Genomic DNA, 25,365 nt, shown 5'->3' on the forward strand with positions numbered 1-25,365 from the left:
ATTCCGAAGGGCACCCCACTCATGCCTGACACCTACTCCGGGACCGTCGTCCCCCTCATCACCCCCCTCGACGAGCACGGCGTCGTCGACGAGCAGAGCGTCGTCCGGCTCCTGGACCACATCCGGGCCGAGGTCACGGGCTTCATGCCGGCGCTGACCTCCGGCGAGGGCTGGAAGCTCGACGCCCGGCAGTGGCAGGACGTCGTCACGTTCACCGTCAAGCACGCCGGCGGCCTTCCCGTGCTCGCCGGGATCCAGCTCCCCGACACCGCCTCGGTGGTCGACCGGGCCCGCACGGCCGCCGAGATCGGCGCCGACGCCGTCGTCGTCACCACCCCGTTCGGCGCCGAGGTGACGCAGGACCAGATCGTCGAGCACTACCGGACGATCCGCGCGGCCCTCGACATACCGATCTTCCTCTACAACGAGGAGGCGCTGTCGGGCAACCGCATCGAGTTCGACACCCTGATCCGGATCTGCGAGGAGATCCCCGGGATCGTCGGCATCAAGGAGTCGAGCGGCGACGCCGCCTTCACCCGCAAGATGGCCGAGGCCGGCACCGGCATCCCGGTCTTCGAGGGCTGGGAGAACCTCCTCGTCGACGCCCGCGGCATCCAGGGCTTCATCGGCCCGCTGGCCAACCTGGAACCCGGACTGTGCAACGCGATGCTGGTCGACCCGAGCCCGGACCGCCAGGCGGAGATCAACACCGTCTGCGAGAAGTACGGCGTCTTCAAGGACGACTGGTACCGGTGGGTGAAGAAGGAGCTGCACGAGCGCGGCGTCATCAGCTCCCCCACCACGCACGAGGAGGCGAAGGCGGCATGAGCACGGCCCCGTCCTCCGCCTCCGTCCCGGTGGCCGCGCGCTCGTTCGCGACCCCGCCCGCGACGGCTCACCGCGAACTCCACACCCTCTACCGTCGGGTGCCCAACCTCGGCGACTACGGCTCGATGACCTCGATCGAGGAGCGGTGGATCCTGCCGAAGGCCCGCGCCTACGAGGCCTCCGCGCCCCGGTTCGGCTCGGCCGGCGAACTGCTCCAGGCACTCAAGGAGTTCCTCGCCGAGGAGGAGGCCGCGCTCCCGGAGAGCGCGACCTTCCTCGCCGAGCACGCCTCGCTCGACCAGTTCAAGGTGATCGTCCGGCAGTTCGCGCTCGACGGGCTCACCGAGTCCGAGTCGTTGCTGCCGGTCGTCCCCCGGCTGCCGTACCGCTCGGCGATGGCGGTCTTCCGGGTCCTCATCGACGAACTCGGCTGCGGCAACGAGGAGAAGGCGCACTCCCAGCTCTACCGGGACCTGCTCACCGAGTTCGGCATGAGCCTGGAGCTCGACGACTACCTCGACGAGACGACGCCGGAGTGCTACGCGTACGTCAACATGTTCCACTGGCTGGCGAGCCGGGCGTCGTCCCCGCAGTACTTCCTGGGGGCGTACGCCTACTTCGAGACCAGCGTCCTGTACGCCTTCCAGAGCTTCGCCCGCGCCGCGCGGCGCCTCGGGATCGTCCACGACGCCTACTACACCGAGCACCTGTACATCGACTCGTACCACTCCAACCACATGCGGACGGCGATCCGCGCGCTCGACGAGCCGGACTTCGCGAAGATCTGGGCGGGCGTGCGGCTGGCCTCCGACATCGTCGGCGAGGCCCAGGAAGCGGCGATCGCACTGGCACGGGAGACCGTCGCGTGACGGCCGTGCCCGCCGGGCGGCGGGGCTCCGGCGAGCCCACCGTCCGCCAGGTGACCGAGGACCTGGTCCTGGTCGAGGTCGCCGGCCGCAAGGTCCTCGCGGCCGCCGTCTGCCCCCACCGCGGGGGCCGGCTCAAGTACGGCAGGGTCGACGGGGACAGGCTGCGGATCACCTGCCCCCTGCACCACACGACCTTCGACCTGACGAGCGGCGAGCGCACCTCGGGGGCGGCCTGCGCCGCCCTGCGGGTGGTCGACGTGCTGCCCGGCCAGGACCGTCCCGAGGACCTCGCCGGGGGCGCCTCATGACCACCACACCGACCGGGGCGGCGTCCACCGTGACGCCGCCCCGTGCGGCGGTCGACCACGACGGCATCGCACCGGTGCCGGAGGCGGAGCGCACCTCGACGCCGGGCGACTTCGGCTGGATCTGGCCCTCCGCGCAGTTCTCGTTCGGGACGGTGGTGCTCGGCGCGCTGCCCGTGGTCTTCGGTCTGGGCTGGTGGGCGTCGGCGAGCGCGATCGCGGCGGGCGTCGCCGTCGGGACGGCGCTGCTCGCGCCGCTCGCCCGCTTCGGCGTCCGCACCGGCACCAACGATCCGGTGGCGAGCGGGGCGCACTTCGGGGTGCGCGGCAGGGTCGTCGGCAACACGATCACGGTGGTGACGGCGCTCGGCTTCTTCGCGATCGCCGTGTGGACGGGCGGCACCGCCGTCATGGTCGCGGGGCACCGGCTGTTCTCCACGCCGACGGGTCCGGGCGCGCTGACGGTCGCGATGTTCGTGACGGCGGCGGCGGTCGCGCTGGTCGCCGTGCGCGGCCACGAGACGCTGGTCCGCACGTACCGGATCACGGCGGTCACCGGCGGGGCGGTGCTGCTCGGCACCGCGCTCGTGCTCGCGCCGAAGTTCGACGCGGGGTACGCCGGCGGGCCCCTGGCGCTCGACAGCACCCTGCACACCTGGCTGCTCGCGGCGACCGCGTCCGCGACCGTGCCCCTGTCGTACGCCACGTTCCAGGGCGACTACACCCGCTACATGCCCGCTTCCACCCCCACCGGACGGGTGGTGCGGGCGAGCGGGATCTCGATGTTCCTCAGCAGTCTCGCCGCGCTGCTCACCGGCGCGTACGTGACGACCCTCTTCCCCGTGCCCGACGAGCCGTGGCTGCAGGGCCTCACGGACGCCGTGCCGGGCTGGTTCGCGGTGGCCGTGGTGGTCTTCGGCTTCGCGGGGACCCTGCCGCAGGCCGGGCTCTGCCTGTACGCGGCCGGGCTCTCCGCCAACTCGGTGTTCTGGCGCTCCTCGCGGGCCGCCGTGACCACGGTGGTCGCGCTGCTCGCGGCGGCCGTGCTGTACCTCGGGGCGGTCGTGTACGACGCGATGGACGCCATGTCGGCGTTCGTGACGCTCCTTCTGACGGTCGTGGCCCCGTGGGCGGCCGTGCTCTCCGTCGGCTACGTGCTCCACCGGGGGCGGTACGACGCGGAAGCGCTGCGCGCGTTCACCACGGGTGGCGGCGGGCGGTACTGGTACACGGGCGGGGTCAACCTGCGGGCCGTCGCGGCCTTCGCGGCCGGCGCCTTCGTCGGGGTGCTGTGGGTCAACAACCCGCTGTACACCGGCCCGCTGACCGCCCTCACCGGCGGCGTCGACCTGAGCCTGCCGGCCTCCTTCGTGGTCGCCGCCGTGCTGTACGGGGTGCTGTGCCGGGTGTGGCCGGAGCCGCTGCTGCCGCCGACACGAACGTCGAGGTGATGCCATGTCCATCGTCCGGCTGACGGTCCGCTCGGTCCTCCGGGAGGCCGAAGGCGTCCTGGGGCTCGTGCTCGTCGACCCCACCGGTGCCGACCTCGCCCCCTGGGAGCCCGGCGCGCACGTGGAGGTGACGCTGCCGTCCGGGACGGTCCGGCACTACTCGCTCTGCGGCGACCCGGCGGACCGGAGCGCGTACCGGCTCGGCGTGCTGCGCGAGCCGGCCGGCCGGGGCGGCTCCGAGGAGATCCACACCTCGGTCGGGGTGGGCACGGTCCTCGGGGTGCGCGGCCCGGTCAACCGCTTCCCGCTGGTGCCCGCCGAGCGGTATCTCTTCGTCGCGGGCGGCATCGGCATCACCCCGCTGCTCCCGATGATCCGCTCGCTGCCGGCGGAATCGTGGTCGCTGCTGTACGGGGGGCGGAGCCTGGCCTCCATGGCGTACCGCGAGGAGCTCGCCGGGCTCCCGGGGGTCACGCTCGTCCCGCAGGACACGGCGGGCCTGCCCGACCTCGACGGTGTCCTCGCCGGGCTGCCGGCGGAGACGGCCGTGTACTGCTGCGGGCCCGAGGGGCTGCTGCGGGCGGTGGAGGAACGCTGGGCGGGCCCCTTGCACCTGGAGCGGTTCGGTGCGGCCCCCGCCGAGGTGACCCCGGCGGCGGGCGGATTCGAGGTCGAGCTGCGGCGGACCGGGCGGTCTCTGCGCGTGGAGTCCGGCCGGACCCTGCTCGACGCCGTCCGGGAGGTGGTGCCGGGTGTCGCGTACTCCTGCGAGGAGGGCTGGTGCGGCACCTGCGAGACGAAGGTGATCGCCGGGACTCCCGAGCACCACGACTCCGTCCTCAGCGAGGAGGAGAAGGCCTCGGGGACGACGATGATGATCTGCGTGGGCCGGGCGTGCGGCGGCCGGCTCGTGCTGGATCTGTGAGACGCGGAAGCCCGTACCGGCCTGGTGCCGGTACGGGCTTCCGCGCGCCGTCAGTCGAAGATCACGAGGGCGCGGCCGCCCTTGCCCGCGAGCATGTTCTCGAAGGCGCCCGGGATGCCGTCCAGGGTGATCCGCTCGGTGACGAGGGCACCGAGGTCGAGCCGGCCGGCCCGGATGTGCTCCGCGAGCACCGGCAGGTCCACGGCCGGGTTCGAGTTGCCGTAGACGCAGCCGGCCAGGGTGCGGCCCCAGTGGAAGATCTCCAGGGCGTTGAAGGTGACCTGCTGGTCCTTGCCGCCGATGCCGACGACCGTGGTGCGGCCGCCGCGCCGGGTGGACTCCCAGGCGGTCCGGATGGTGACGGCGCGGCCGACGCACTCGACGGCCACGTCGACGCCGTGGCCCCCGGTCAGCTTCCTGATGTCCTTGGCCGTGGTCTCGGAGGCGACGACGTACTCGGTCGCCCCCGCCGCCCTCGCGAGCGCCTCCTTCTCCGGGGAGACGTCCACGGCGACGATCGTCGACGCCCCTGCGATCCGCGCGGCCTGGAGGGTCGCCAGGCCGACGCCCCCTACGCCGAAGACGGCGACGGTCTCGCCCTCGCGGACCCGGGCGGAGTGGTGGACCGCGCCCCAGCCGGTGAGGACGGCGCAGCCGAGCAGCGCGGCGTCGGCGAGCGGCACCCCGTCGGGGACGGGCAGGACGCAGTTCGCGGCGACGACCGTCTCCTCGGCGAAGGCGGCGACGTTCAGGCCGGGGTGCAGGTCCCTGCCGTCCTCGGTGCGGGCGTGGATGTTCGCGGCGCCCGTGAGGGCGTTCGCGCAGAGCCAGACCTCCCCGAGCGAGCAGGGGTGGCAGCTGCCGCAGGACGGCGCCCAGTTGAGGACGACGCCGTCACCGGGGGCGACGTGGGTGACGCCCTCGCCGACGGAGACGACGGTGCCCGCGCCCTCGTGGCCGAGGACCGCCGGGACCGGCACCCGCATGGTGCCGTCGGAGAGCGAGAGGTCGGAGTGGCAGACTCCGGCGGCGGCGAGCCGGACGCGGACCTGGCCGGGTCCGGGCTCGGGGAGTTCGATGCCGGTGATCTCCAGCGGAGAGCCGACGGCGGGCAGGACGGCGGCGCGGATCACGCGTCTCTCCTCTGACTTCCTGGAACTTCGGTTGGCTGGGACTCGGTCGGTCGGGACTTCGGTCGGTCGGGACTTCGGTCGGTCGGGACTTCGGTCGGTCGGGGCTTCGGTCGGTCGGGGCTTCGGTCGGTCGGGACTTCGGTCGGCTAGAACTGCAGGGACTTGGTCTGGAGGTACTCGGCGAGGCCGTGCGCGCCGAGCTCCCGGCCGACGCCGGACTGCTTGTAGCCGCCGAAGGGGGCGAGCGGGTTGAAGCGGCCGCCGTTGATGTCGACCTGGCCGGTGTCCATGCGGCGGGCGAAGGCCACGGCCTCGTCGGGGTCGCCCCAGACGGCGCCGCCGAGCCCGTAGACGGTGCCGTTGGCGATCGCGAGGGCGTCGGCCTCGTCCTCGTAGCGGAGGAGCGAGACGACGGGGCCGAAGATCTCCTCCTGTGCGATCGTCATGTCGGGGGTGACGTCGGCGAAGACGGTCGGGGAGACGTAGTAGCCGGTCTCGCGCGGCGCCTCGGGGCCGCCGGCGACGAGCCGGGCGCCCTCCTCGATCCCCTTCTCGATGTAGCCGCGGACGCGGTCCCGCTGCTTGGCGTTGACGAGGGGGCCGACGCGCTCGCCGGGGACGTACTTGGCGACGGCCTCGGCGGCGAGCGCCACCGCCTCCTCGTACCGGTCGGCGGGGATCAGCATCCGGGTCCAGGCGCTGCACGTCTGGCCGGAGTTGGACATGACGTTGGCGATGCCGACGGAGACGGCCTTGGACAGGTCGGCGCTCGGCAGGATCACGTTGGCGGACTTGCCGCCGAGTTCGAGGGCGACCCGCTTGACGGCGCCGCCCGCGAGGGCGCCGATGCGGCGGCCGACGGCGGTGGAGCCGGTGAAGGAGACGAGGTCCACGTCGGGGTGCTCGGCGAGCGCCTGGCCCGCGACCGGGCCGAGGCCGGTGACCAGGTTGAACACTCCCGCGGGCAGGCCGGCCTCGTGGACGGCCTCGGCGAAGAGCTGCGCGGTGAGCGGGGTGTCCTCGGCGGGCTTGAGGACCGTGGTGCAGCCGGCGGCGAGGGCCGGGGCGACCTTGGCGACGATCTGGTGGAGCGGGTAGTTCCAGGGCGTGATCGCGGCGACGACACCGACCGGCTCGGCGTAGACGGTGGAGTTGCCGACCTTCTCCTCGAAGGGGTGGGCGGCCGCGAGTTCGGCGTACGTGCCGGCGACGGCGATCGGCAGTCCGGCGTGGACGGCGGCGGCGAGTTGCGGCGGGGCGCCGAGTTCGGCGGTGACGGTGGCGGCGATCTCCTCCGCGCGGGCGGCGAGCGCGTCACGGAGTGCGGCGATCCGGGCTCCGCGCTCGGCGGGCGGGGTGGCCGCCCAGCCGGGGAGCGCGGCGCGGGCGGCACGGACGGCGGCGTCGACGTCCTCGGCGGTGCCGGCCGGGACGTGGCCGATGACCTGCTCGTTCGCCGGGTCGATCACCGGGATGGTGTCCGTGGAGGAGGCCGGGCGCCATTCCCCGCCGATGTACATCGCGTCGTGGGCCTTCATCCGCTGTCTCCTCGCGTTGCCGGTTCGTCGTCCGCGCCGCTCCGTCGGCGTCCCACCCAAACTAGCGCTGTTAGTTTTTCGGCGCCAGGGTCCGCCGGAGTGCCCCGGGTCTCACCGGCGGCACGCCACGGCACCGCTCGATCGTGCCGCCCGGGGCCGCGAACTGTCCACGTCGGTCCTGTACAGGCATCCGCGCCTGAAACTGGCGGGTGCCACCGCCGTGTGGGCAATCGTCCCGCATGGGGGTCCCCCAGGACGAAGTCCCAGGGAGAGGGACGGGCGGGCACAAGGGACCGCGCCCTCAGCGGCACCTCCGCGTTCCGCGCCCTGACCCGCACCACCAGTGGCGCCGTGCACGCGGTGCGGTTCAGGCGCGGGAGCCTCTGGCGCCGGCAAAGGCGCCGTTCCGTTGCGCCCACCCGTTCCGCCCCGGCCGAACGCATGCCCACGACGACTCCGGCCCCACCCGCCCAGTAATTCCCCAGTAACGGCCCGGTCCTAGCGTCCCCGACCGAGCCCGCCCCACCGCCCCCGGAGCCTTCCCCCGAGGCCACCGGGCGGCGGGGCGCCGGCTTCCCCCGTACCAGCGATGGAGGAGCCACACACATGCACCCGCCCCGCTCGCCGCTCCGGTCCCCCCTCCGGCGCGGAACAACCGCCTGGGCCGCGGCCGCCGCCACCGCCGCGGCCCTGCTCGCGGCCCCCGCCGTGGCCGCGGCGCCGGCCCCGGCTTCCGCGCCCGCCCCCCACGCCGCCGTCGACCCCGGTCTGACCGCGACCGTCGACGCCGGCGGCGAGGCGACGTTCTTCGTGGTCCTCGCCGGGCGCGCCGACCTCTCCGGGGCCCGTGCACAGCGCGGCCACGAGAAGAAGGCCCGGACGGCCTTCGACTCCCTGCGCACCGAGGCCACCCGCAGCCAGGCCCCCCTCACCCGCTTCCTCGACCGGGCCAGGGTCGGCTACGAGTCGTACTGGATCGCCAACGCCGTCAAGGTCACCGGCGGCAAGGCCCTCGTCCAGCAGCTCGCCGCGCGCCCCGACGTGGCGGCCCTCCGCCAGGAGCGGCACTACACCCTCGACGCCGTCGAGCAGAACTCCACGGCCGCCGAGGAGGCGGTCACCCCCGAGTGGGGCGTCAAGGACATCAAGGCCGACCAGGTCTGGTCCCAGTACGACAACCGCGGCGAGGGCATCGTCGTCGCCAGCATCGACTCGGGCGTGCAGTTCGACCACCCGGCCCTGAAGGGCAACTACCGGGGCAACCTCGGCGACGGCACCTACAGCCACGACTACAACTGGTACGACCCGACCGGCCAGTGCACCGGCGGCACCCCCTGCGACAACAACGGCCACGGCACCCACACCATGGGCACCATCGCCGGCGCGGGCGGCATCGGCGTCGCTCCCGGCGCGAAGTGGATCGCCGCCAAGGGCTGCGAGGCCCGCAGCTGCTCCGACTCCTCGCTGCTGAAGTCGGGCCAGTGGATCCTGGCGCCCACCGACCGCAACGGCCAGAACCCGCGCCCCGACCTCGCCCCCGACATCGTCAACAACTCCTGGGGCGGCGGGAACACCACCTTCTACCAGGACATCATCACCTCCTGGAACGCCGCCGGGATCTTCGAGGCCTTCGCCGCCGGCAACTCCGGCAACGGCGTCAGCTGCTCCACCACCGAGGCCCCCGGTGCCCAGGCCCCGGCCTACGGCGTCGGCGCCTACGACGAGAACGGAAAGATCGCCGACTTCTCCGGCTTCGGCCCCTCCCTCGTCGACGGTTCGATGAAGCCGAACATCTCGGCCCCGGGCGTGAACGTCCGCTCCTCCTGGCCGGGCGGCACCTACCGGGCGATCTCCGGTACGTCGATGGCGACCCCGCACGTCGCCGGCGCCGTCGCCCTGCTCTGGTCCTCGACCCCCTCCCTCATCGGCGACATCGACGCCACCCGGGCCGTCCTGAACGGCTCCGCCCGCGACGTCGACGACACCCACTGCGGCGGCACCGCCGCCGCCAACAACGTGTGGGGCGAGGGCAAGCTGGACATCCTCACCGCCGTGGACCGCGCCCCGCACACCGCGGCCACCGTCACCGGCACGGTCACCGACCGGGCGAGCGGCTCCCCGCTCGCCGGGGTCACCGTCACCGCCACCGCGGGCGAGGCCCGTCGCTCCGTGACCACGGACGCCTCCGGCGCCTATCGGCTGACCCTGAACGCCGGCACGTACTCCCTCACCGCGGGCGGCTACGGCTACCGGGACCTCACCGAGGACGGGCTCACCGTCACCACCGGCCAGGCCCTCGCCCACGACCTCGCCCTGGACGCCGTGCCCGCGCACGCCGTCACCGGCACCGTCCTCGACGTCACCGGAAAGCCCCTCAAGGGCGCCACCGTCCGCTTCACGGACGCGCCGCTCGCCCCGGTCGTCACCGACGCCTCCGGCCTCTTCCGCTTCCCGGCCGTCGCCGAGGGCTCCTTCACCCTCACCGCGACCCCGGCCGCGCCCGTCCTGTGCAACGGCGGCTACCAGGCCGTCCTCGCCGTGGACGGCGACGAGAACGTGACGGCCGCGCTGCCCGCCCGTACCGACGCGTCCGGCAACGGCTGCCTGCCCGTCGCGTACGCCTGGACCGCCGCGTCGACGAAGCTCGCGCTCTCGGGCGACGAGAACGCGAAGACGATCGCCCTGCCCTTCCCCGTCTCCTTCTACGGCGTGACCTACAGCCAGGCGAACGTCACCACCAACGGCCTGGTGAACTTCCTGGCGCCGCGGCTCGGCGACTACGCCAACACCGCGCTGCCGTCGGCGGGCCGGCCCGACGGCATCCTCGCCGCGTACTGGGACGACCTGACCCTGGACGCCAAGTCGGCGGTCAGGACCTCGACCAGCGGGACCGCCGGACAGCGCAGGTTCGCGATCGTCTGGGAGAACGCGGCCTTCGCCGCCGACACCACCAAGCGCGTCACCTTCGAGGCCGTCTTCGAGGAGGCGACCGGCGCGATCGTCCTGCAGTACCAGTCGATCGGCGCCGACACCCTGGAGGCCGGCGGCAGCGCGACCGTCGGCATCGAGAACCAGGCCGGCACCGACGCCCTGCAGTACTCCTTCAACGAGCCGCTCCTCAAGGACCGTTCGGCCCTCCGTATCTTCCCGAAGGCGGCGTGATGACCCACCGTTCTCTTCCCGAAGGCGGCGTGATGACCCACCGTTCTCTTCCCGAAGGCGGCGTGATGACGCACAGCTCTCTTCCCGAAGCCGGCGTGAACACCCACCGTTCCAGGCTCGGCGTGCGCCTCGCCTCCGCCCTCGTCGCGGCCGGTCTCGCGCTCACCGCGCTCCCCGCCGCCGGCGCCTACGCGGCTGACCAGCCCGTCGCCCCCGACGGCGCCCGCGTCCTCACCGACGCGCAGGCCGACGCCCTGGAGAGCCGCGCCGAGGCCCCGGAGACCCTCGCGGTCACCCCGCAGAACGAGCAGCCCGCGAGAACCCTCGCGGCGGCCGGCGAGGACACCTCCGCCACCGGGGTGACCCTCACCCGGACCTCCGCCCTGGAGACCTACCGGGGCCAGGCCGACACCGCCCAGCTCGGCGGCGGCCGCGGCGACTTCCTCGCCGTGCACAGCCTCGGCACCGTCACCCGGCTCACCGGGGACGGCCGCACGGTCTGGAAGCGGGACAACGCCTCGCTCTACGCGGACTGGCAGGTCAAGAACATCCGCCCCTGGCAGACCGCGGCGTACCCGGCGAGGATCACCACCGGCTTCCACGCCAACAGCCCCTTCGCGGACAGCTCCGACCGGGGCTGGGCCCAGGGCGACCTGACGGGCGACGGCGTCGCGGACGTCGTCTTCACCGCCGACGTCGGCACCAGCCCGTACCGCCCCTTCACCTCCCCCGGCTCGACCCTCACCACCGGCACCTTCGTCACCGTCCTCGACGGCGCCACCGGCCGGACGCTGTGGTCGAAGCTGTTCGCCGACGCCCAGCAGGTCACGCTGGCGGGCGACACCCTGCTCGTCGGAGACCAGCCCTCCACCAATCTCAACTCCGCGAAGGACGCCACCGCGTCCCTCCAGGCCTTCCGCTTCTCGTACACCGACGGAAAGCTCTCCCCGTCGGCGACCTGGACGTACGAGACGGGGCAGCGCGACGGCCGGTGGGGCTCCACCCTGCCGCTCGGGGACGGACGCGTCGCCGTGTCCTGGTACGTGAAGAAGACCGCGACCGCCCCGGCCGGGGGCCGCACCCTCGTCCTCGACCCGGCCGACGGCTCCGTGGCCTGGCAGACGGACACCGACCTGTACTCCCGGCAGCTCGCCTACGACCCGGCCAGGAAGCGGCTCGTCGCCCTCGAACAGGCCGACTACCGGGACGGCGTACGGTACGAACTCGCCGCCTACGACCCGGCCGACGGCACCCGCACCACCCTGGACACCCGGGTCAACGCCCTCGGGATCGGACTGCGGATCGGGCAGCTGAGCGGGGACTCCGCACCGGAGTACGCGATCAGCGAGTCGACGCTCGACGAGTACCTGTACGTCAACGCGGCCACCGTCCGGGCCCTGGACGGCGGCGACGCCGCCGAGCTGTGGTCCCGCACGGTCAAGCGGGCCGAGGACAACTTCAAGGACGGCGACTCCGCCCTCGGGCTGCGGATCACCGACGGCAAGGTCCTCGCCTCGTACTTCACCACCGAGGGCAAGGAGACCGCCGCCAACCCGGGCGGCGGCCGCTTCGGCACCCTGACCGCGCTGAACGGCCGGGACGGAGAGGTGCGCTGGCAGCACAAGGGCGCGGACGCCTCCGCGATCTACGCCCAGCCGTACCGCGAGGACGACGAGTGGCGGGTCCGGACCGTCGACAGCGAACAGAACATCCGCTCGTACCGCCTCGACAACGGGCGACAGACCGCGCTCACCCCGCTCCAGGCCGACCTGACCACCGGTCTCGCGGCCGACGTCGACGGCGACGGGCACAAGGACGTGATCGTCGGCGGCCAGTCCCACGGGCTCTGGGCCTTCGACGGACCGTCCCTGCTGTCCGGGAAGCCCCGGACGCTCTGGCAGGCCACCCTGCCCGGCTCCGTGCAGGGGGACATCCGGATCGCCGACACCGACGGCGACGGCCGGCGCGACGACCTCGTCGTCGCGGCCGACACGGCGGCGGTGGTCGTCGATGCCCGCACCGGCCGCGTCCGCGAGACCCTTGACGGCAAGGGGCAGTTCGTCCGCTCCGTGACGGTCGGCGACCTGGACGAGGACGGCGACGACGAGATCCTCGTGCCGACCGACAAGGTGCGCGCCTACGGCGGGAACGGGCGGGCGCTGTGGGAGTACGCACCCGCGCCCGGCCTGGTCTTCTCCGACCTGACCGTCGCCGAGGGCAAGGTCCTCGGCTCGTACCAGACCCGCGGGGTGGTCGACGGGACGGCCGTCGTCGGCGGGACGGCGCTCGACGCCCGTACGGGCGAGGTCCGCTGGTCGGCGGACCCGACGTGGACCGGCGACACGGACACCAAGGTGTACGCGGCGCAGCTCTACCACGGGCTGTACGCCTCGCCGGGCATCCCGTACGCGGACGGGCACGCGGTCGTGTACTCGTGGATCGTCCGGCAGGGATCCCTCTGGAGCACGTACCACGAGTTCCGCGACCTGCGCACCGGAAAGGTCGTCCGCACCGCGGTCGGCGGCGGCTCCTGGACGCTCGGCAACTGGTTCACCGGCGACGAGGGCCTGGTCCTCGCCGGGACGGCCTCCCTGAGGACCTTCGGCAGGGACGGCCAGGACTACGGGATCTACACGCTGCCGACCCTGCACCGCGCGGAGTTCGCGGCCGGGCCGGGCGGGCGGCGGCTGGTCGTCGGCGGCACCGAGGGCGCGGCCTACGTGTGGGACGCGCCGGTGCTCACCGGCGGGGTGAACTACCCGAACCACCTGACGAAGCTGGACGGGTACGCCACGCAGAACCTGGTCGTCGCGGACCTCGACGGCGACGGGGTCGACGAGGTCGTCGGGCTCGGCAAGGACGACACCGGCTTCGACCGGACGATCGAACTGTCCGGCGGCCGCTATCTGCTCCAGGACAACGAGATGCACGGGATGGTGACGGGCCGGCTGACGGCTCCGTGACCCACCGCTGACGTAAGCCCCCGTCCGGACCGCCGGACGGCGGCTTCCGGCCGCACGGGACGGTGGGAGGTTGCGGACGGCCGGGCCGCAGGCTTCCGGATCACGCCATTCCGCTGCAGGGGGCACCCAATTACAGTGGGCGCCCTGATGAGCACAGACATACCAGCCGGCGCGCCTCCGGTGCTGCGGGTGCACCTCCTCGGCGGGTTCCGGGTCGACCGGGACGGCGGGCCGCCGCTCTCCGAGCGGTGGCCGCGTCCGAGCGCCCGGACACTGGTGAAGCTGCTCGCGGTCTCGCCCGGGCACAGTCTCCACCGGGAACAGGCGCTGGAGATCTGCTGGCCGGACGCGGATCCGCAGGCCGCGCTCGGCAGTCTGCGGGTGGCGCTCCACGCGGCCCGCCGGGCGATCGAACCCGAGCTGGCGCCCCGGGCGGCGTCCTCCTATCTGACGGGTGAGGGCGCGCTGCTGCGCCTCGACCCGCGGACGGTGCGGATCGACGCCGACGAGGCCGAGGCCCTCGCGGAGGCGGCGCTCGCCCACGGCGGGCGCGCCGGACTCGCCGCCGCCGTGGAGGCGTTCACGGGCGAGCTGCTGCCCGAGGACCGTTACGCTCCCTGGGCGGAGGCCCGCCGCGAACGGCTGACCTCCCTGCGGGAGCGCACCCTGGTCGCTCTGGCCGCCGCCCATCTGGTGGCCGGCGCCCCCGAGGAGGCGGTCGCCGTGGCCGAGCAGGTCCTCGTGGCGTCCCCCGCCGAGGAGGAGGCGCACCGGATCCTGATCGCGGCGTACGTCCGGCAGGGGCTGCGGCGCCGGGCGGTCGCCCAGTACCACCTGTGCCGGGAGGCGCTGGACGCGGAGTTCGGCGTGCGGCCAGGACCGGAGACGGAGCGGCTGCACCGGGCGGCTCTCACCACTCCCCCGCCGGCCTCCCGGTCGGTGGGTCCCACGCTGCCGGCGGTGGTGCGGCAGCCGCCCGGCACGCCGCTGCGCGGCCGGGACGAGCTCCTCGCCCGCCTGCTCGCCCCCGGCTCCCCGCCCGTTCTTCTGCTCACCGGGGAGGCCGGGCTCGGCAAGACGCGCCTTGCCGGGGAGGCCGCTCGGCGGGCGGCCGCGGAGGGCACGGCCGTGCTGTGGGGCGCGGGGCATGACGCTGAGGGGCACACGCCCTACGGCCCCTTCGCCGAGGCGCTGGACGGCTGGCTGGCCGGCCGGCCGACGGCGGAGCGGGCCAGGACGGGGACGGAGTATCCCGAACTGGCGGCGCTCCTGCCGTCCTTGGGGCGGGTGCCCGCCGGGAGTGGGCGCAGTCCCGAGGAGGAGCGGGACCGGCTGTTCCGGGCGACGGCGGGGCTGCTCGGGGAACTGGCTGCGGAGCGGCCCGTGATGGTGGTGCTGGACGATCTCCACGCCGGGGACGCGGGCTCGTTCCAGCTCCTCGGCCATCTTGCCCGCCGGGCTCGGGAGTCCGGAAGGGCTTGGCGATTTCTCGCCACTGTCCGCCCGGAGGAACTTTCCGCCCCTGACCCGCGCCGCCAGGTCCTCGACCTGCTGGTCCGTCAGTCACTGGCCGCCGCGGTCGAGCTCCCCCGACTCTCCCGCGAGGCCTGCCTGGCGCTGACGGCCGACGCGCTGGGCACCGGGAGCACAGCCCCCGAGCGGGTGTGGGAGCTGTCCCTCGGCAATCCGTTGTTCGCGCTCGAACTGGCCCGTGCGGTCCGGGACGGGGACGAGCGGACCGGCGCCCCGGAGGGCGTGCGCCAGCTGGTGGCCGAGCGCCTGGGGCGGCTCGGCCCCGCGGCCCGCCGGGTGGTCGACGCGGTCGCGGTCGCCGGCCAGGACGCGGCCCTCACCGAGGTCCTCGACGTTGCCCGGCGCGGCGGTCATCCGCGGCTCTCGGCCGCCGAGGCCACGGAGGCCGTGGAGGCGGCCGTCGCCGCCTCGGTGGTCGAGGAGCGGCAGGTCGTCTCCGAGGGCCGGCCAGTGGCGGGACTCGCCTTCCGCCATCCGCTGGTGCGGCTCACCTGCTACGAGGGACTTTCGGCGGTCCGGCGGCGGCTGCTGCACTCGGCGTACGCGGAGGCGGTGCTCCGCCGCCGCCCGGAGGCCGTGGACACGCTGGCCGCCCATCTGACCCGGGCGGACGACCCCCGCGCCACCGGCTATCTGCGGCAGGCCGCCGAGCGGGCGGCGGCGCTCTACGCGAACGACACCGCCGACCGCTACTACGCCGAACTCACCGACCGGCTCGACGCGCTGGCCGCCGACTCCGCGCGGGCCCGGATCGACCGCAGCGCCGTACTGCGCCGCCTCGGCCGGTTCGACGAGGCGGCCCGGCTGCTCGGCGAGGCGCTGGAGGAGCTGGGCAGGCACGGGGACGAGGACGGCCGCGTCCTGGCGGCCGCGCGGCTCGCGGAGCTCATGCCGAAGACCCGGGGCACGGAGGACGGATTCCGGCTGCTCGACTCCTGCCCGCCCGGCCCGGACACCCCGGCGGCGGTGGCGAGCGCCCACCATCTGTCCCGCGGGGTGCTGTGCTTCGTCGCGGGCCGGTACGAGGAGGGGGTCGTCGCCACGCGGGCGGCGGAGGACGCCGCGCGGGCGGTCACGGGACCGGAGCGGCGCGGGCTCCTCGCCCGGGCGCTCGCCGCGCAGGCGACCTCGCTGGGCCTCGCGGGCCGGTTCGGGCAGGCGGGGCCGGTCGCGGACCGGGCGCTGCCGCACGCGGAGGCGTACGGCGATCCTCAGCTGCTGGCCTCGGTGCTCTCGGTGCTCCGCGAGACGGCCCGGCGGGCGGGGCGGCTGCGGGAGGCGATCGACACGGGCCGCCGGGCGCTCGCGCTCGCGGAGCGCTCGGGCGACCCGACGGCGACGGTCTTCGAGCGGGCGAACCTCGCGGAGCTCCACCTCCTGGTCGAGGAGGTGGACGAGGCCCGTGAGCTCGCCGAGGCGGCGGTGCGGGACGCCGGCTCGCACGCGGGGTGGTGCGCGCCGTACGCCATGGTGGCGCTCGCCCGGGTGCGGATGCGGGCGGCCGAGCCGGGCGGGGGCGAGCTGCTCGGCCCGGCCGAGCGGACGGCCCTGGCCCAGGGGGACCACCAGGCGGGGTACGAGGTGCGGTCGGCGCGGGCCGAGCTCGCCGTGCGGGAGGGCCGGCCCGAGGAGGCGCTGCGGCTGCTCGCGGGCTACCGCGAGACCGGCGCCGCGCATCTGACGGCCTGGGCGCTCCTCGCGTGCGGCCGGGCCGCGGAGGCCGCCGGGGCCGCGGGGGGCGAAGTCGAGCGGGCGGAGCGGGCCGGGGAACGGCTCGCGGAGACGGAGGCCCGTACGGCGCACGCCGCCGCGCTCGCGGTGCTCGGCCGGGAGCGGGAGTCGGCGACGGAGTTCGACCGGGCGACGGCCCTTGCGGAGGTCCTGCCGTACCCGGCGGGCGCCCGCCGGGTGGCCTGGGCCCGTGGGATGAACTGGGCCCGTGGGGTGGGATGGACGGACGGCGGCGGCCCGGACGCACCCGCCGGACCGGGGACGGCCTGACCCGCACGGCACGCCCCGGCCGACGGAGCGGCTGGATTCCGTCGGCCGGGGCGTGGGTCCTGCGGGCCGGGGGGCCCCGGCGGGTCCGGGCTCGGGTCCGGCGGGCCGGGCTTGGGTCCGGCGGGTCCGGGCTCGGGTCCGGCGGGTCCGGGCTTGGGTCCGGCAGGCCGGGGCTTGGGTCCTGCGGGCCGGGCTTGGGGCCGGCAGGCCCGGCGCGGGTCCTTCTGGCCCCGGCGCGCGTCCTTCGGGCCCCGGCGCGGGTCCGGCGGGCCCGGGCCTGGCTCCGGCGGCTGCGGCTCGGTCAGATCTTCTGGGCGATCTCGGTGAGGTGGGCGAAGACGACGATGTTCGCCTCGTAGCCCTTGCCGCGGTCGAAGACTCCGCCGCAGGTGAGCAGCCGCAGTTCGGGCCGCCCGGTGGCTCCGTACACCTCCTTGTCGGGGAAGTCGCTCTTGGGGTACGTCTGGACGCGGTCGACCGTGAAGACGGCGACCTTGCCGTCGGCGCGGGCGACCCGGACGGTGTTGCCGGAGCTGAGCGAGTTGAGGTTGAGGAAGACGGCGGGCCCGGTGCGGGTGTCGCGGTGGCCGACGACGACGGCGGTCCCGCGCTCGCCGGGGGCGGGCCCCTTGGCGTACCAGCCGACGACCCGGGGATCGTCGACGGGCGGTGTGCCGAGCCGGCCCGTGGCGTCGAGGCCGAGCTCGATCACCGGCGCCTCGATGGTGATGGCCGGGACGGCGACGGTGACGGGACGCGAACGGGACAGTGGCGCGGGCGGGGGCGCGGGCCGCGGCGAGGGCGTGGCCTTGGGCAGCGTCCTGGGCTTCGCCTTGTGGTCCAGGGCGGCGGGCGCTCCGGCCGCCGCGCCGGCCCGGCCGTGCGCGGCCGGGCCGGCGGCGAGCGGCGGGTCGGCCGGTTCCCCGTCACCGGCCCACCAGACTCCCCCGGTCACCAGGACCACGGTCACCGCCACGGTCCTGGTGAGCCGGAGCAGACGTCGCTGCCTGCGCGTGAAGCGGGACCTACGCGGCGCCATTGTCGCGGCGGCGCGAGCGGCGGATCAGGACCAGTCCGGCCGTGCCGGCGAGGCCGGCGGCGACGGCCGCCCCGACGCCGAAGGCGGAGGAGTCCTCGGCGGCGATCTGCGCGCTGCCGCCGCCGCCCGCGCCGACCGGCCCGTGCGGGGGACGGCCGTGGCCGTGGCCGCCGCCGTTTCCGCCGTTGCCGTTGCCGCCGTTGCCATTGCCTCCGTTGCCGTTGCCGCCGTTGCCGCCCGGCACGCAGGTCACGGTGAAGACCTTCGACTTCGCCGCGCCGTTCTGGCCCGCCCACGTCCATTCGACCTTGTACATGCCGCTGGGCAGGCCGGTGAGGTCGTCCGTGTGTCCGTTGCCGTTGGCGTCGACGGCGATGCTGCCGTTCTTCAACGAGGGGTCCTGGTTGCCTGGCTGGCCCGGCTGCGCGTAGATGTTCCACTGGAGGCTCTGCAGGCCGTCGAAGTTGAAGGCGGCGAAGCGGAAGATGCACCCGACCTGGGGCTGGTTGGCCTCGTCGGTGTCGGGGGTCCCCTGCCGGTGCACCTTGATGTCGCCGTTGTCGCCGGGCGCGGCGAAGGCCGCGGGGGCGCCCCCGAGGGTCACGGCGCTGAGCGCCATGGTGGCGAGCGCCGCACGGAGCAGGGTGCGGGTGGGGGGAGTCGTCATGGTGGAGGTCCTCCAGTCGTGAGCACATCGGGCGCTTACTGCGATAATCCGACTATCCGTCACAACATGGACACAGAGGGTGGTGACCCGGCCGCACCACCCTCCGACTTCCACCCGTCCGGCGCACTCCCCCGCCACCACGCGTGACGGGGGGGGCTGACCGGCCGGGGTCAGATGATCCCGAAGAGGATCCCGGCCACCAGCACGACCAGCGAGGTCAGCGCGGCCCACTTCACCGTGAACCTGGTGTGGTCGCCGAACTCCACCTTCGCCATACCGACGAGCACGTACACGGCGGGGACCAGCGGGCTCGACATGTGCAGGGCCTGGCCGACGAGCGAGGCACGGGCGATCTCCAGGGGCGACACGCCGTGGGCGGCGCCCGCCTCCGCGAGGACCGGCAGCACGCCGAAGTAGAAACCGTCGTTCGACATGAAGTACGTCAGGGGGAGGCTCAGCACGCCGGTGACCAGGGCCATGTGCGGGCCCATGCCCTCGGGGATGGCACCGACGAGCCAGTCGGCCATGTGCTTGACCATGCCCGTGCCGGTGAGGACGCCGGTGAAGACGGCGGCGGCGAAGACCATGCCGGCGACGTTGAGGACGTTGTCTGCGTGAGCGGCGATGCGCTCCTTCTGCTCGGCCATCTTCGGGTAGTTGACGGTGAGCGCGAGGGCGGCGCCGAGGAGGAAGAGCACCGGGATCGGCAGCAGTTCGAGGATCATCGCGGCGAGCAGCACGACCGTCAGGGCGGCGTTGAACCAGTACAGCCTGGGGCGGAGCGTCGCGCGGTTCGGGTCGAGGCCCTTGAACCCGTCACCCTCGCCGGCGTCCGTACCGGCCGCGTCGCCGGTGGCGCCCGTCGCCTTCCGGCCGCCGTCCTCGCTCTTGCCGCCGCCCGCCGTGACCAGCACCGCGTCGGTCTCCGGGACCAGGACCTCGTCGAGGGACAGGTAGCCGATGCGCTTGCGCTCGCGGCGCCCGAGCACGTACGCCAGGACGAAGACGAAGAGCAGACCCACGCCGAGCGCGGGGATCATCGGCACGAAGATGTCGGCGGCGTCCAGCTTGAGCGCGGTCGCGGCACGGGCGGTGGGGCCGCCCCAGGGCAGGGTGTTCATGACACCGTTGGCGGTGGCCGCGACGCCCGTCATGACGACCAGGCTCATCTTGAGCCGCTTGTAGAGCGGATACATCGCCGAGACGGTGATCATGAAGGTGGTGGAGCCGTCGCCGTCGAGGGAGACGATGGCGGCGAGCACTGCCGTACCCACGACCACCCGCACGGGGTCCGCCTTGCAGAAGCGCAGGATGCCCCGGACGATCGGGTCGAAGAGGCCGACGTCGATCATGACGCCGAAGTAGACGATCGCGAACATCAGCATCGCGGCGGTCGGGGCCAGCTTGCCGACGCCTTCGATGACGTAGTCGCCGAGCTGGGCCCCCTGCCCGACCGCGACGCAGAACAGCGCGGGGATCAATACGAGCGCCGCGATCGGCGACATCTTTTTCAGCATGATCAGGACCAGGAAGGTCGCGATCATGGCGAAGCCGAGGACGGTCAGCATGGAGGACACCTCACGTTCACCCTTGAACTGCCGCCGAGCGGCGGTCCGGATGACGGTAGGTGCCCTCTTCCGCCGTTAACAAGATGTTGACGCGTGAGCAATACGAGCAAAACCCCAGGTCACGGCGGTGGTGACGCACAGGGCCGTGCTACCGGGGTGACACCTCCACGGGGAAACCGTTCAGGACGGCGGTGCCGGAGAGGGGGTCGATCCGCGACCCGTCGAGCAGCTGGTTGACATTGACGCCGGGGCGCGTGGACGCGACGGCGAGCCGGGTGCCCGGCCGGTCGTGACCCCAGCCGTGCGGGAGGCTGACGACGCCCGGCCGCACCCCGTCGGTGACCTCCACCGGCACCTCCAGCTCACCGCCCTCCCCCTTCACCCTGGCGACCCCGCCGTCGGTCAGCCGGAGCCGCTCCGCGTCCTCGGGGTGCACCTGGAGGGTGCAGCGGTTCGAACCTCCGCCCAGGGCGGGGGTGTTGTGCAGCCAGCTGTTGTTCGAGCGCAGGTGCCTGCGCCCCACGAGCTGGAGGGTCCCCGGCTCCGGTACGGCGTCGAGGGCGGCGCGCAGCCGGGGCAGGTCGGCGGCGAGGGGCTCCGGGAGGAGTTCGATCCGTCCGCTGCGGGTCTTGAGGAGCGCCGGCAGGCGCGGCTTCAGGGGCCCGAGGTCGATGCCGTGCGGGTGCGCCTTCAGCTCGTCGAGGGTGAGGCCGTACGGGCCGAGCCGCAGCATCAGGTCGAGTCGCCGCTCGGCTCCGGTGGCCCCGGTGAGCCGGGCGGTGAACTCCTCCGGATCCGCGCCGTACGCCGGCGAGTGCTCCTGCGTCACGGCCTTGGCGAGGGTGGTGCCGATGGCGAGGTCGTCGACGGCGGACGGCGCGGCGCCGTGCATCCCCGACACGGCGAGGATCAGCCGGGCGTGGATCTCGCACTCGTCCATGCGGTCCGCTTCGAGGGGGACGGCCGCCGGCGTGTAGCGGGCCTGGTCGCGGACGGCGAAGGAGTTGAAGGCGAAGTCGAAGTGGGGACTCCGGGAGGGCGGCGGCGGGGGCAGCAGGACGTCGGCGTGGCGGGTGGTCTCGTTGAGGTACGGGTCGACGGCGACCATCAGGTCGAGGGAGCCGAGGGCCGCGTCGAGGCGGTCCCCGTCGGGCGCGGAGAGGACGGGGTTGGCGGCGACGGTGATCACCGCGCGGATGCGCCCCTCCCCCGGCGTCTCGATCTCCTCGGCGAGGGCGACGAGCGGCAACTCGCCCTTGACCTCGGGGTGGTGCGAGACCCTGCTGTGCCGGCGGCCCAGGGCGAAACCCCTGCCGGGTCCGGCGGGGCGCGGGGCCGGTGCGGTGGCGGAGAGCGGGAAGAGCGCACCGCCGGGCCGGTCGAGGTTGCCGGTGAGGACGTTGAGGACGTCGACGAGCCAGTTGGCGAGGCTGCCGTACGCCACGGTGGAGCTGCCCATCCGCCCGTAGACGGCGGCGGTGGGCGCGGCGGCGAGCTCCCGGGCGAGGACGCGGATGGTGTCCGCGTCCACGTCGCAGGCGGCGGCGACCGCCTCGGGGCTGAACTCCCGCACCGCGGCCCGTACCTCCTCGACGCCCTCCACATGGGCGGCGAGCGCGCCGAGGTCGGTGAGGTCCTCGTCGAAGAGGGTGTGGACGAGAGCGGCGAGGAGCAGTGCGTCGGCGCCGGGGCGGATCGCGACGTGCCGGTCGGCGAGGCGGGCGGTGCGGGTGCGGCGCGGGTCGACGACGGTGAGGGTGCCGCCGCGGCGGCGCAGCGCCTTGAGCCTGCCGGGGAAGTCGGGGGCGGTGCACAGGCTGCCGTTGGAGTCCAGCGGGTTGGCTCCGAGGATCAGCAGGTGGTCGGTGCGGTCCAGGTCCGGCACGGGGATGGCGAAGGGGTCCCCGAAGAGCAGGCCGCTGGAGACGTGCTTGGGCATCTGGTCGAGCGTGGAGGCGGTGAAGACGTTCCGGGTGCGCAACGCGCCGATCAGCAGGGGCGGGTAGAGGGCGCCGGCGATCGTGTGCGCGTTGGGGTTGCCCAGGACGATACCCACCGAGTCCGGCCCGTACTCCTCGACGAGCGGACGGATTCGGGCGGCGATCGTGTCGAACGCCTCGGCCCAGGTGGCCTCCTGGAGTCTGCCGTCCTTGAGGACCATCGGGGTGCGGAGCCGGTCGGGATCGGCGTCGATCTCGGGGAAGGAGGCGCCTTTGGGGCAGATGAACCCCCGGCTGAAGACGTCCTCACGGTCGCCGCGCGCCCCGGTGACCCGGGGCCCGTCGAGCGTCAGGGTCAGTCCGCAGGTCGCTTCGCAGAGGGGGCAGATGCGCAGGGCGGTGGGCATGGCGTCTCCCTGGGGGCGTCGGATGGCGCCGACAATACCGACCGGTAGGCACGGGCGGGAGGGGGCCTGCGGAAGGTCACGAGAGCGAGGGCGCCAGGTACGCGTAGAGCAGGCACCGCGTCTCGGCGATGAGCGCCGGGTCCCCGGCGGGGTCCGTGCGGAAGGCGAGGCGGACCAGGGCGTCAGCGGTCTCGACGCCGACGAGGACCTTCCGGCGCAGGTCCTCGTCGGCGACGCGGCCCAGGTGCGTGGCGAGGAGGGCGCAGATCCGTTCGGCGACGAGCCGGTTGGGATCCTCGACGGCGGCCTCGTCCGGGCCTTCGCCCTGCCCCTCGGCCGCGCCGTCCGTCGCGGCCTCTCCTGGCGCGGCGGCGGGCACGCCGAAGTCGACGAGCGCGAACCCCGGGACCGTGCGCTTCATCTCGATGAACTCGTCGAGGACGCCGTCGATGGCGCCGTGCGCGTCGAGGAGCGGCGTCGCGGCGAGCCGGTCCGAGATCCGCTCGGCGTACCGGTCGAGGTTGCGGTGGGCGAGGGCGGCGACCATCGCCCGCTTGTTGCCGAAGAAGCGGTAGACGGAGCCGATGGGGACAGCGGCTCGGGCGGCGACGGCGCGGGTGCTCAACTGCTCGTACCCGGTCTCGTCGAGGAGTACGGCGCAGGCGTCGAGGATCCGGGCCAGCCGCTCGGCGCTGCGCTGCTGCACGGGGGCGCGGCGGAGCGCGGGCTGGGTTCGGGGGCTGGTCTGGGGCACGGGGTCCATGATGCCGCTCCGGTCCGGATGAGGCGATCAGTCGGTCGGACGCCGGGCACGTCCGTCGCTCGGCGGTCGGGTGCTCGTCGGCGGGTCGGTCGCTCGGCGGTCGGGCGCTCGACAGGTCGGGGCGCTCAGGCGATCAGCAGGCCGATGCCGCCGAGGGTGTACGCGATCATCAGCGCGAACAGCGGGAGTTGGCCCGCGACGGCCCGGGCCGGCGGGAAGAGGCGTACGGACCGGTCGTGCGCGGCGACGACACCGAGGACGTGGCCGGTGACGATCGCGGCGACCTGGAGGGTGGCGAGGCCCCCGGGGCCCAGTGGTGGAGCGGGCGAGGGGGCGTTGTCAGTGCCCGCTGCCATGATGACGGTACGTGGCCCTTCGGTCACGAGAAGTGAGAAGTAGTGGGCCACGAGATAGCCGAGGGCGATGGGCAGGAGCGAGTGGGCGAAGGAGGTGAGCGGGGTGGTGAGTGCGGGGTTCATCAGGCGCAGGGCGCCGGCGCAGAGGCCGTAGCAGGCGGCGGCGAGGGCGACGGTGGCGAGGAGGCCGAGCGTGGCGGTGGGGACGGGGCCGAGGGAGGAGGTCTGGAGGGTGGTGATCCAGCGGGGGTTGTCGGAGAGGCCGTCGTAGGCGGTGGAGCCGAGGAGGACGCAGACGGTGGCGACGAGACCGGGGGTATGTGGGGTGGAGTCGAGTCCGTGGAAGGGGGAGCGCAGGACCAGCCGTCCGTCGGCGCGGCGGCCGAGGGGTGAGAGCCGGGCGAGAAGGGAGGAGTAGACCTCGAAGGGGTCGGCGTGGGCGAACCACCGGTCGCCGTGGCGGGCGGCGCCGAGGAGCTGGACGGCGGTGTGGGCGGCGAGGGCGATCAGAAGGGTGGTGGTGGAGGCGTTGTCGGGGGCGACGAGCTCCAGCCAGGTGAAGAGGAGGAGTCCGGCGGCGGCGGGCCGGATGCCGAGCGCGGCGGGCAGGGGGCGCGGGTTGCGGGGCGGGCGGAGCGCGTGGAGGGCGCGCAGGGGGTTGAGGAGGCGCCAGACGGGGCCGAGGAGGAGGGAGGCGGGGACGAGTCCGACCCAGAGGAGGACGTAGAGGGCGCCGGGTGCGGGGTTGCGATCCGGGTCGTCGGGGCCGAGGAGGAGGTGGAGCAGGAAGACGAGGGCGATGGCGCCGCCGAGGACACGGAGGGCGGTGCGGGTGGCCGGGGCGTCGGCCGGCCGCTGGAGGGCGGCGGGGAGCGGGCGGCCGGACAGGTCGCCGCGGAAGCGGGAGGAGGACCAGAGCAGTCCGAGGGCGAGGAAGGAGACGAGGAGGGCGGTGAAGGCGCCGGCGTAGGCGTAGAAGGGAGAGAGGGGGAGGTCGTGCCGGGAGCCCACGCCGTGGGCGAGCGGAAGCCCGAGGGAACCGGCGTGGGCGGGGTCCGCGACGTGGACGGCGGCGACGGCGAGGGCCGTCATCGGACGACGAGTTGGGTCAGCACGAGTCCGGACTCGTGGGTCTCGACCTCGAAGAGGCCGGTGCGGTCGGCGATGAGGGTGAGGGTCGCGGGCGTGCCGGGAGAAAGCGGCAGTTCGCGGTCGTAGCCGTGCACGTGGAGGGTGTCGGCGCGGTCGCTGGTGACACGAAGGGTGAGGCGCTCGCCCTTCTTCAACTCGATGCGGGAGGGAGGTGGTTGGACGGTCGTTCCGGTGACGGTGAGGGTGACGGTCCGGCCGGGGTCGGCGGGCCGGGGGCTCGGCGGCGCGGAGGCGGGCGTGGAAGCGGGAGCGGGAGCGGAAGCGGGAGCGGAGGTGGACGTGGGGGACGAGGCGGAGGCGGCGTCCAGGCGGACGGTGGCCTGGACGGGGGCTCCGGCGACGGCCCAGACGGTGTGGTCGTCCGCGTGGAGGCGGACGGTCAGGGTGTGGGCGCCGGGTGGCACGTAGCCCCAGGGGCCGTACAGGCGGGCGGTCTCCCGGCCGTCGACGAGGAGGCGGGCGTGGCCGCGGCCCGGGAGGGCCGCGCCGCCGGTGCTCTCGGGGGTGAAGCGGAACCTCTCCACCGTGAGGTGGACGTTCCAGCCGCCCTCGGAGTCGGGGCGGGCCTCGGCCCTGACGGTGGGCGCTTCCGCCGCCGGGAGTTCACGGAGCCGGTGTCCGCCCTCGTCCCGGGCCGCGAGCAGGGTGCCGCTGCTGCCGGTGGCCTCCTGGTGGCTGGTGCCGGGCTTGTGATGGGTGGTGGCCAGGCCGCCGCAGCCCGTGAGGAGCAGCGCGGCGGCGGTCAGGGTGGCGGCCAGGGGGGCG

Annotated in this window: 17 protein-coding genes; 8 read left to right on the plus strand and 9 right to left on the minus strand. The window is 74.2% G+C overall.

The window, feature by feature from the left end; all coding sequences use genetic code 11:
- Positions 1 to 21 precede the first annotated feature (21 nt).
- Genes ACN9M0_RS06970 through ACN9M0_RS06990 form a run of 5 tightly spaced genes read left to right on the plus strand, consistent with a single transcriptional unit; the run spans position 22 to position 4,378 of the window.
- Positions 22 to 828 carry a dihydrodipicolinate synthase family protein gene (locus ACN9M0_RS06970; protein ID WP_366040581.1) on the plus strand — a complete coding sequence of 269 codons (807 nt, stop codon included), beginning with the start codon at positions 22 to 24 and terminating at the stop codon, positions 826 to 828.
- Entirely contained in the window at positions 825 to 1,697 is an 873-nt protein-coding gene (locus ACN9M0_RS06975) for an iron-containing redox enzyme family protein (RefSeq protein WP_399697799.1), read from the plus strand. The genes ACN9M0_RS06970 and ACN9M0_RS06975 overlap by 4 nt, the downstream gene beginning before the upstream one ends.
- Positions 1,694 to 2,005, plus strand: a complete 312-nt coding sequence (locus tag ACN9M0_RS06980) for a Rieske (2Fe-2S) protein (protein ID WP_366040579.1) — start codon at positions 1,694 to 1,696, stop codon at positions 2,003 to 2,005. The genes ACN9M0_RS06975 and ACN9M0_RS06980 overlap by 4 nt, the downstream gene beginning before the upstream one ends.
- Positions 2,002 to 3,453 carry a purine-cytosine permease family protein gene (locus ACN9M0_RS06985; RefSeq protein WP_366040578.1) on the plus strand — a complete coding sequence of 484 codons (1,452 nt, stop codon included), beginning with the start codon at positions 2,002 to 2,004 and terminating at the stop codon, positions 3,451 to 3,453. The genes ACN9M0_RS06980 and ACN9M0_RS06985 overlap by 4 nt, the downstream gene beginning before the upstream one ends.
- A 4-nt stretch (positions 3,454 to 3,457) precedes the next feature.
- The gene (locus ACN9M0_RS06990) at positions 3,458 to 4,378 is read left to right on the plus strand and encodes a PDR/VanB family oxidoreductase (protein WP_426403294.1); all 921 of its coding nucleotides are present in this window, start codon (positions 3,458 to 3,460) and stop codon (positions 4,376 to 4,378) included.
- Positions 4,379 to 4,428: 50 nt separating this feature from the next.
- On the opposite strand, the gene ACN9M0_RS06995 is transcribed toward ACN9M0_RS06990, so the two are convergent.
- Together ACN9M0_RS06995 and ACN9M0_RS07000 are read right to left on the minus strand one after the other, a co-directional pair.
- Positions 4,429 to 5,511 (minus strand): Zn-dependent alcohol dehydrogenase, encoded by a 1,083-nt coding sequence (locus ACN9M0_RS06995; RefSeq protein ID WP_366040576.1) that lies wholly within the window; start codon positions 5,509 to 5,511, stop codon positions 4,429 to 4,431.
- Between the two features lie 146 nt (positions 5,512 to 5,657).
- A complete protein-coding gene (locus ACN9M0_RS07000; RefSeq protein WP_366040575.1) occupies positions 5,658 to 7,049 on the minus strand; it encodes an aldehyde dehydrogenase family protein in 1,392 nt (463 codons plus the stop codon).
- A 606-nt stretch (positions 7,050 to 7,655) separates the two neighbouring features.
- Between ACN9M0_RS07000 and ACN9M0_RS07005 the strand changes: the two genes are divergently transcribed.
- The 3 genes from ACN9M0_RS07005 to ACN9M0_RS07015 all read left to right on the plus strand — a co-directional run bounded on the left by ACN9M0_RS07005 (position 7,656) and on the right by ACN9M0_RS07015 (position 16,708).
- Positions 7,656 to 10,211: a S8 family serine peptidase gene (locus tag ACN9M0_RS07005; protein WP_426403295.1), complete on the plus strand. Its 2,556-nt coding sequence runs from the start codon at positions 7,656 to 7,658 to the stop codon at positions 10,209 to 10,211.
- A 65-nt stretch (positions 10,212 to 10,276) separates the two neighbouring features.
- The gene (locus ACN9M0_RS07010) at positions 10,277 to 13,174 is read left to right on the plus strand and encodes an FG-GAP-like repeat-containing protein (RefSeq protein ID WP_426403296.1); all 2,898 of its coding nucleotides are present in this window, start codon (positions 10,277 to 10,279) and stop codon (positions 13,172 to 13,174) included.
- 147 nt (positions 13,175 to 13,321) lie between these two features.
- Positions 13,322 to 16,708 carry an ATP-binding protein gene (locus tag ACN9M0_RS07015; protein WP_426403297.1) on the plus strand — a complete coding sequence of 1,129 codons (3,387 nt, stop codon included), beginning with the start codon at positions 13,322 to 13,324 and terminating at the stop codon, positions 16,706 to 16,708.
- 301 nt (positions 16,709 to 17,009) lie between these two features.
- Here ACN9M0_RS07015 and ACN9M0_RS07020 read toward each other — a convergent pair whose 3' ends face one another.
- From ACN9M0_RS07020 to ACN9M0_RS07050, 7 genes are all read right to left on the minus strand, one after another.
- Positions 17,010 to 17,747, minus strand: a complete 738-nt coding sequence (locus tag ACN9M0_RS07020) for a class F sortase (protein ID WP_399697814.1) — start codon at positions 17,745 to 17,747, stop codon at positions 17,010 to 17,012.
- A complete protein-coding gene (locus tag ACN9M0_RS07025; protein ID WP_366041390.1) occupies positions 17,734 to 18,414 on the minus strand; it encodes a hypothetical protein in 681 nt (226 codons plus the stop codon). The genes ACN9M0_RS07020 and ACN9M0_RS07025 overlap by 14 nt, the downstream gene beginning before the upstream one ends.
- 170 nt (positions 18,415 to 18,584) lie before the next feature.
- The gene (locus tag ACN9M0_RS07030; protein WP_366041389.1) at positions 18,585 to 19,982 is read right to left on the minus strand and encodes a CitMHS family transporter; all 1,398 of its coding nucleotides are present in this window, start codon (positions 19,980 to 19,982) and stop codon (positions 18,585 to 18,587) included.
- Between the two features lie 148 nt (positions 19,983 to 20,130).
- On the minus strand, positions 20,131 to 22,329 hold the full coding sequence (locus tag ACN9M0_RS07035; protein WP_366041388.1) for a molybdopterin-dependent oxidoreductase: 2,199 nt from the start codon (positions 22,327 to 22,329) through the stop codon (positions 20,131 to 20,133).
- A gap of 76 nt (positions 22,330 to 22,405) precedes the next feature.
- The gene (locus ACN9M0_RS07040; RefSeq protein ID WP_366041387.1) at positions 22,406 to 23,092 is read right to left on the minus strand and encodes a TetR family transcriptional regulator; all 687 of its coding nucleotides are present in this window, start codon (positions 23,090 to 23,092) and stop codon (positions 22,406 to 22,408) included.
- Between the two features lie 125 nt (positions 23,093 to 23,217).
- Complete coding sequence (locus ACN9M0_RS07045) at positions 23,218 to 24,540, minus strand: hypothetical protein (protein ID WP_366041385.1); 1,323 nt, start codon at positions 24,538 to 24,540, stop codon at positions 23,218 to 23,220.
- Positions 24,537 to 25,346, minus strand: a complete 810-nt coding sequence (locus tag ACN9M0_RS07050; RefSeq protein WP_426405288.1) for a hypothetical protein — start codon at positions 25,344 to 25,346, stop codon at positions 24,537 to 24,539. The genes ACN9M0_RS07045 and ACN9M0_RS07050 overlap by 4 nt, the downstream gene beginning before the upstream one ends.
- Between the last annotated feature and the right edge of the window lie 19 nt (positions 25,347 to 25,365).

Origin of the sequence: Streptomyces sp. R-07, from assembly GCF_049913175.1 — a bacterium.
GTDB lineage: Bacteria > Actinomycetota > Actinomycetes > Streptomycetales > Streptomycetaceae > Streptomyces.

What these genes read in the sequence shown, in the direction of transcription:
- ACN9M0_RS07000 (WP_366040575.1), bottom strand. Translation starts at nt 7,049, where the DNA reads ATGAAGGCCCACGACGCGATGTACATCGGCGGGGAATGGCGCCCGGCC.
- ACN9M0_RS07005 (WP_426403295.1), top strand. Translation starts at nt 7,656, where the DNA reads ATGCACCCGCCCCGCTCGCCGCTCCGGTCCCCCCTCCGGCGCGGAACA.
- ACN9M0_RS07020 (WP_399697814.1), bottom strand. Translation starts at nt 17,747, where the DNA reads ATGGCGCCGCGTAGGTCCCGCTTCACGCGCAGGCAGCGACGTCTGCTC.
- ACN9M0_RS07010 (WP_426403296.1), top strand. Translation starts at nt 10,277, where the DNA reads ATGACGCACAGCTCTCTTCCCGAAGCCGGCGTGAACACCCACCGTTCC.
- ACN9M0_RS06990 (WP_426403294.1), top strand. Translation starts at nt 3,458, where the DNA reads ATGTCCATCGTCCGGCTGACGGTCCGCTCGGTCCTCCGGGAGGCCGAA.
- ACN9M0_RS07025 (WP_366041390.1), bottom strand. Translation starts at nt 18,414, where the DNA reads ATGACGACTCCCCCCACCCGCACCCTGCTCCGTGCGGCGCTCGCCACC.
- ACN9M0_RS06975 (WP_399697799.1), top strand. Translation starts at nt 825, where the DNA reads ATGAGCACGGCCCCGTCCTCCGCCTCCGTCCCGGTGGCCGCGCGCTCG.
- ACN9M0_RS07015 (WP_426403297.1), top strand. Translation starts at nt 13,322, where the DNA reads ATGAGCACAGACATACCAGCCGGCGCGCCTCCGGTGCTGCGGGTGCAC.
- ACN9M0_RS06985 (WP_366040578.1), top strand. Translation starts at nt 2,002, where the DNA reads ATGACCACCACACCGACCGGGGCGGCGTCCACCGTGACGCCGCCCCGT.
- ACN9M0_RS07035 (WP_366041388.1), bottom strand. Translation starts at nt 22,329, where the DNA reads ATGCCCACCGCCCTGCGCATCTGCCCCCTCTGCGAAGCGACCTGCGGA.
- ACN9M0_RS07040 (WP_366041387.1), bottom strand. Translation starts at nt 23,092, where the DNA reads ATGGACCCCGTGCCCCAGACCAGCCCCCGAACCCAGCCCGCGCTCCGC.
- ACN9M0_RS06970 (WP_366040581.1), top strand. Translation starts at nt 22, where the DNA reads ATGCCTGACACCTACTCCGGGACCGTCGTCCCCCTCATCACCCCCCTC.
- ACN9M0_RS07045 (WP_366041385.1), bottom strand. Translation starts at nt 24,540, where the DNA reads ATGACGGCCCTCGCCGTCGCCGCCGTCCACGTCGCGGACCCCGCCCAC.
- ACN9M0_RS07030 (WP_366041389.1), bottom strand. Translation starts at nt 19,982, where the DNA reads ATGCTGACCGTCCTCGGCTTCGCCATGATCGCGACCTTCCTGGTCCTG.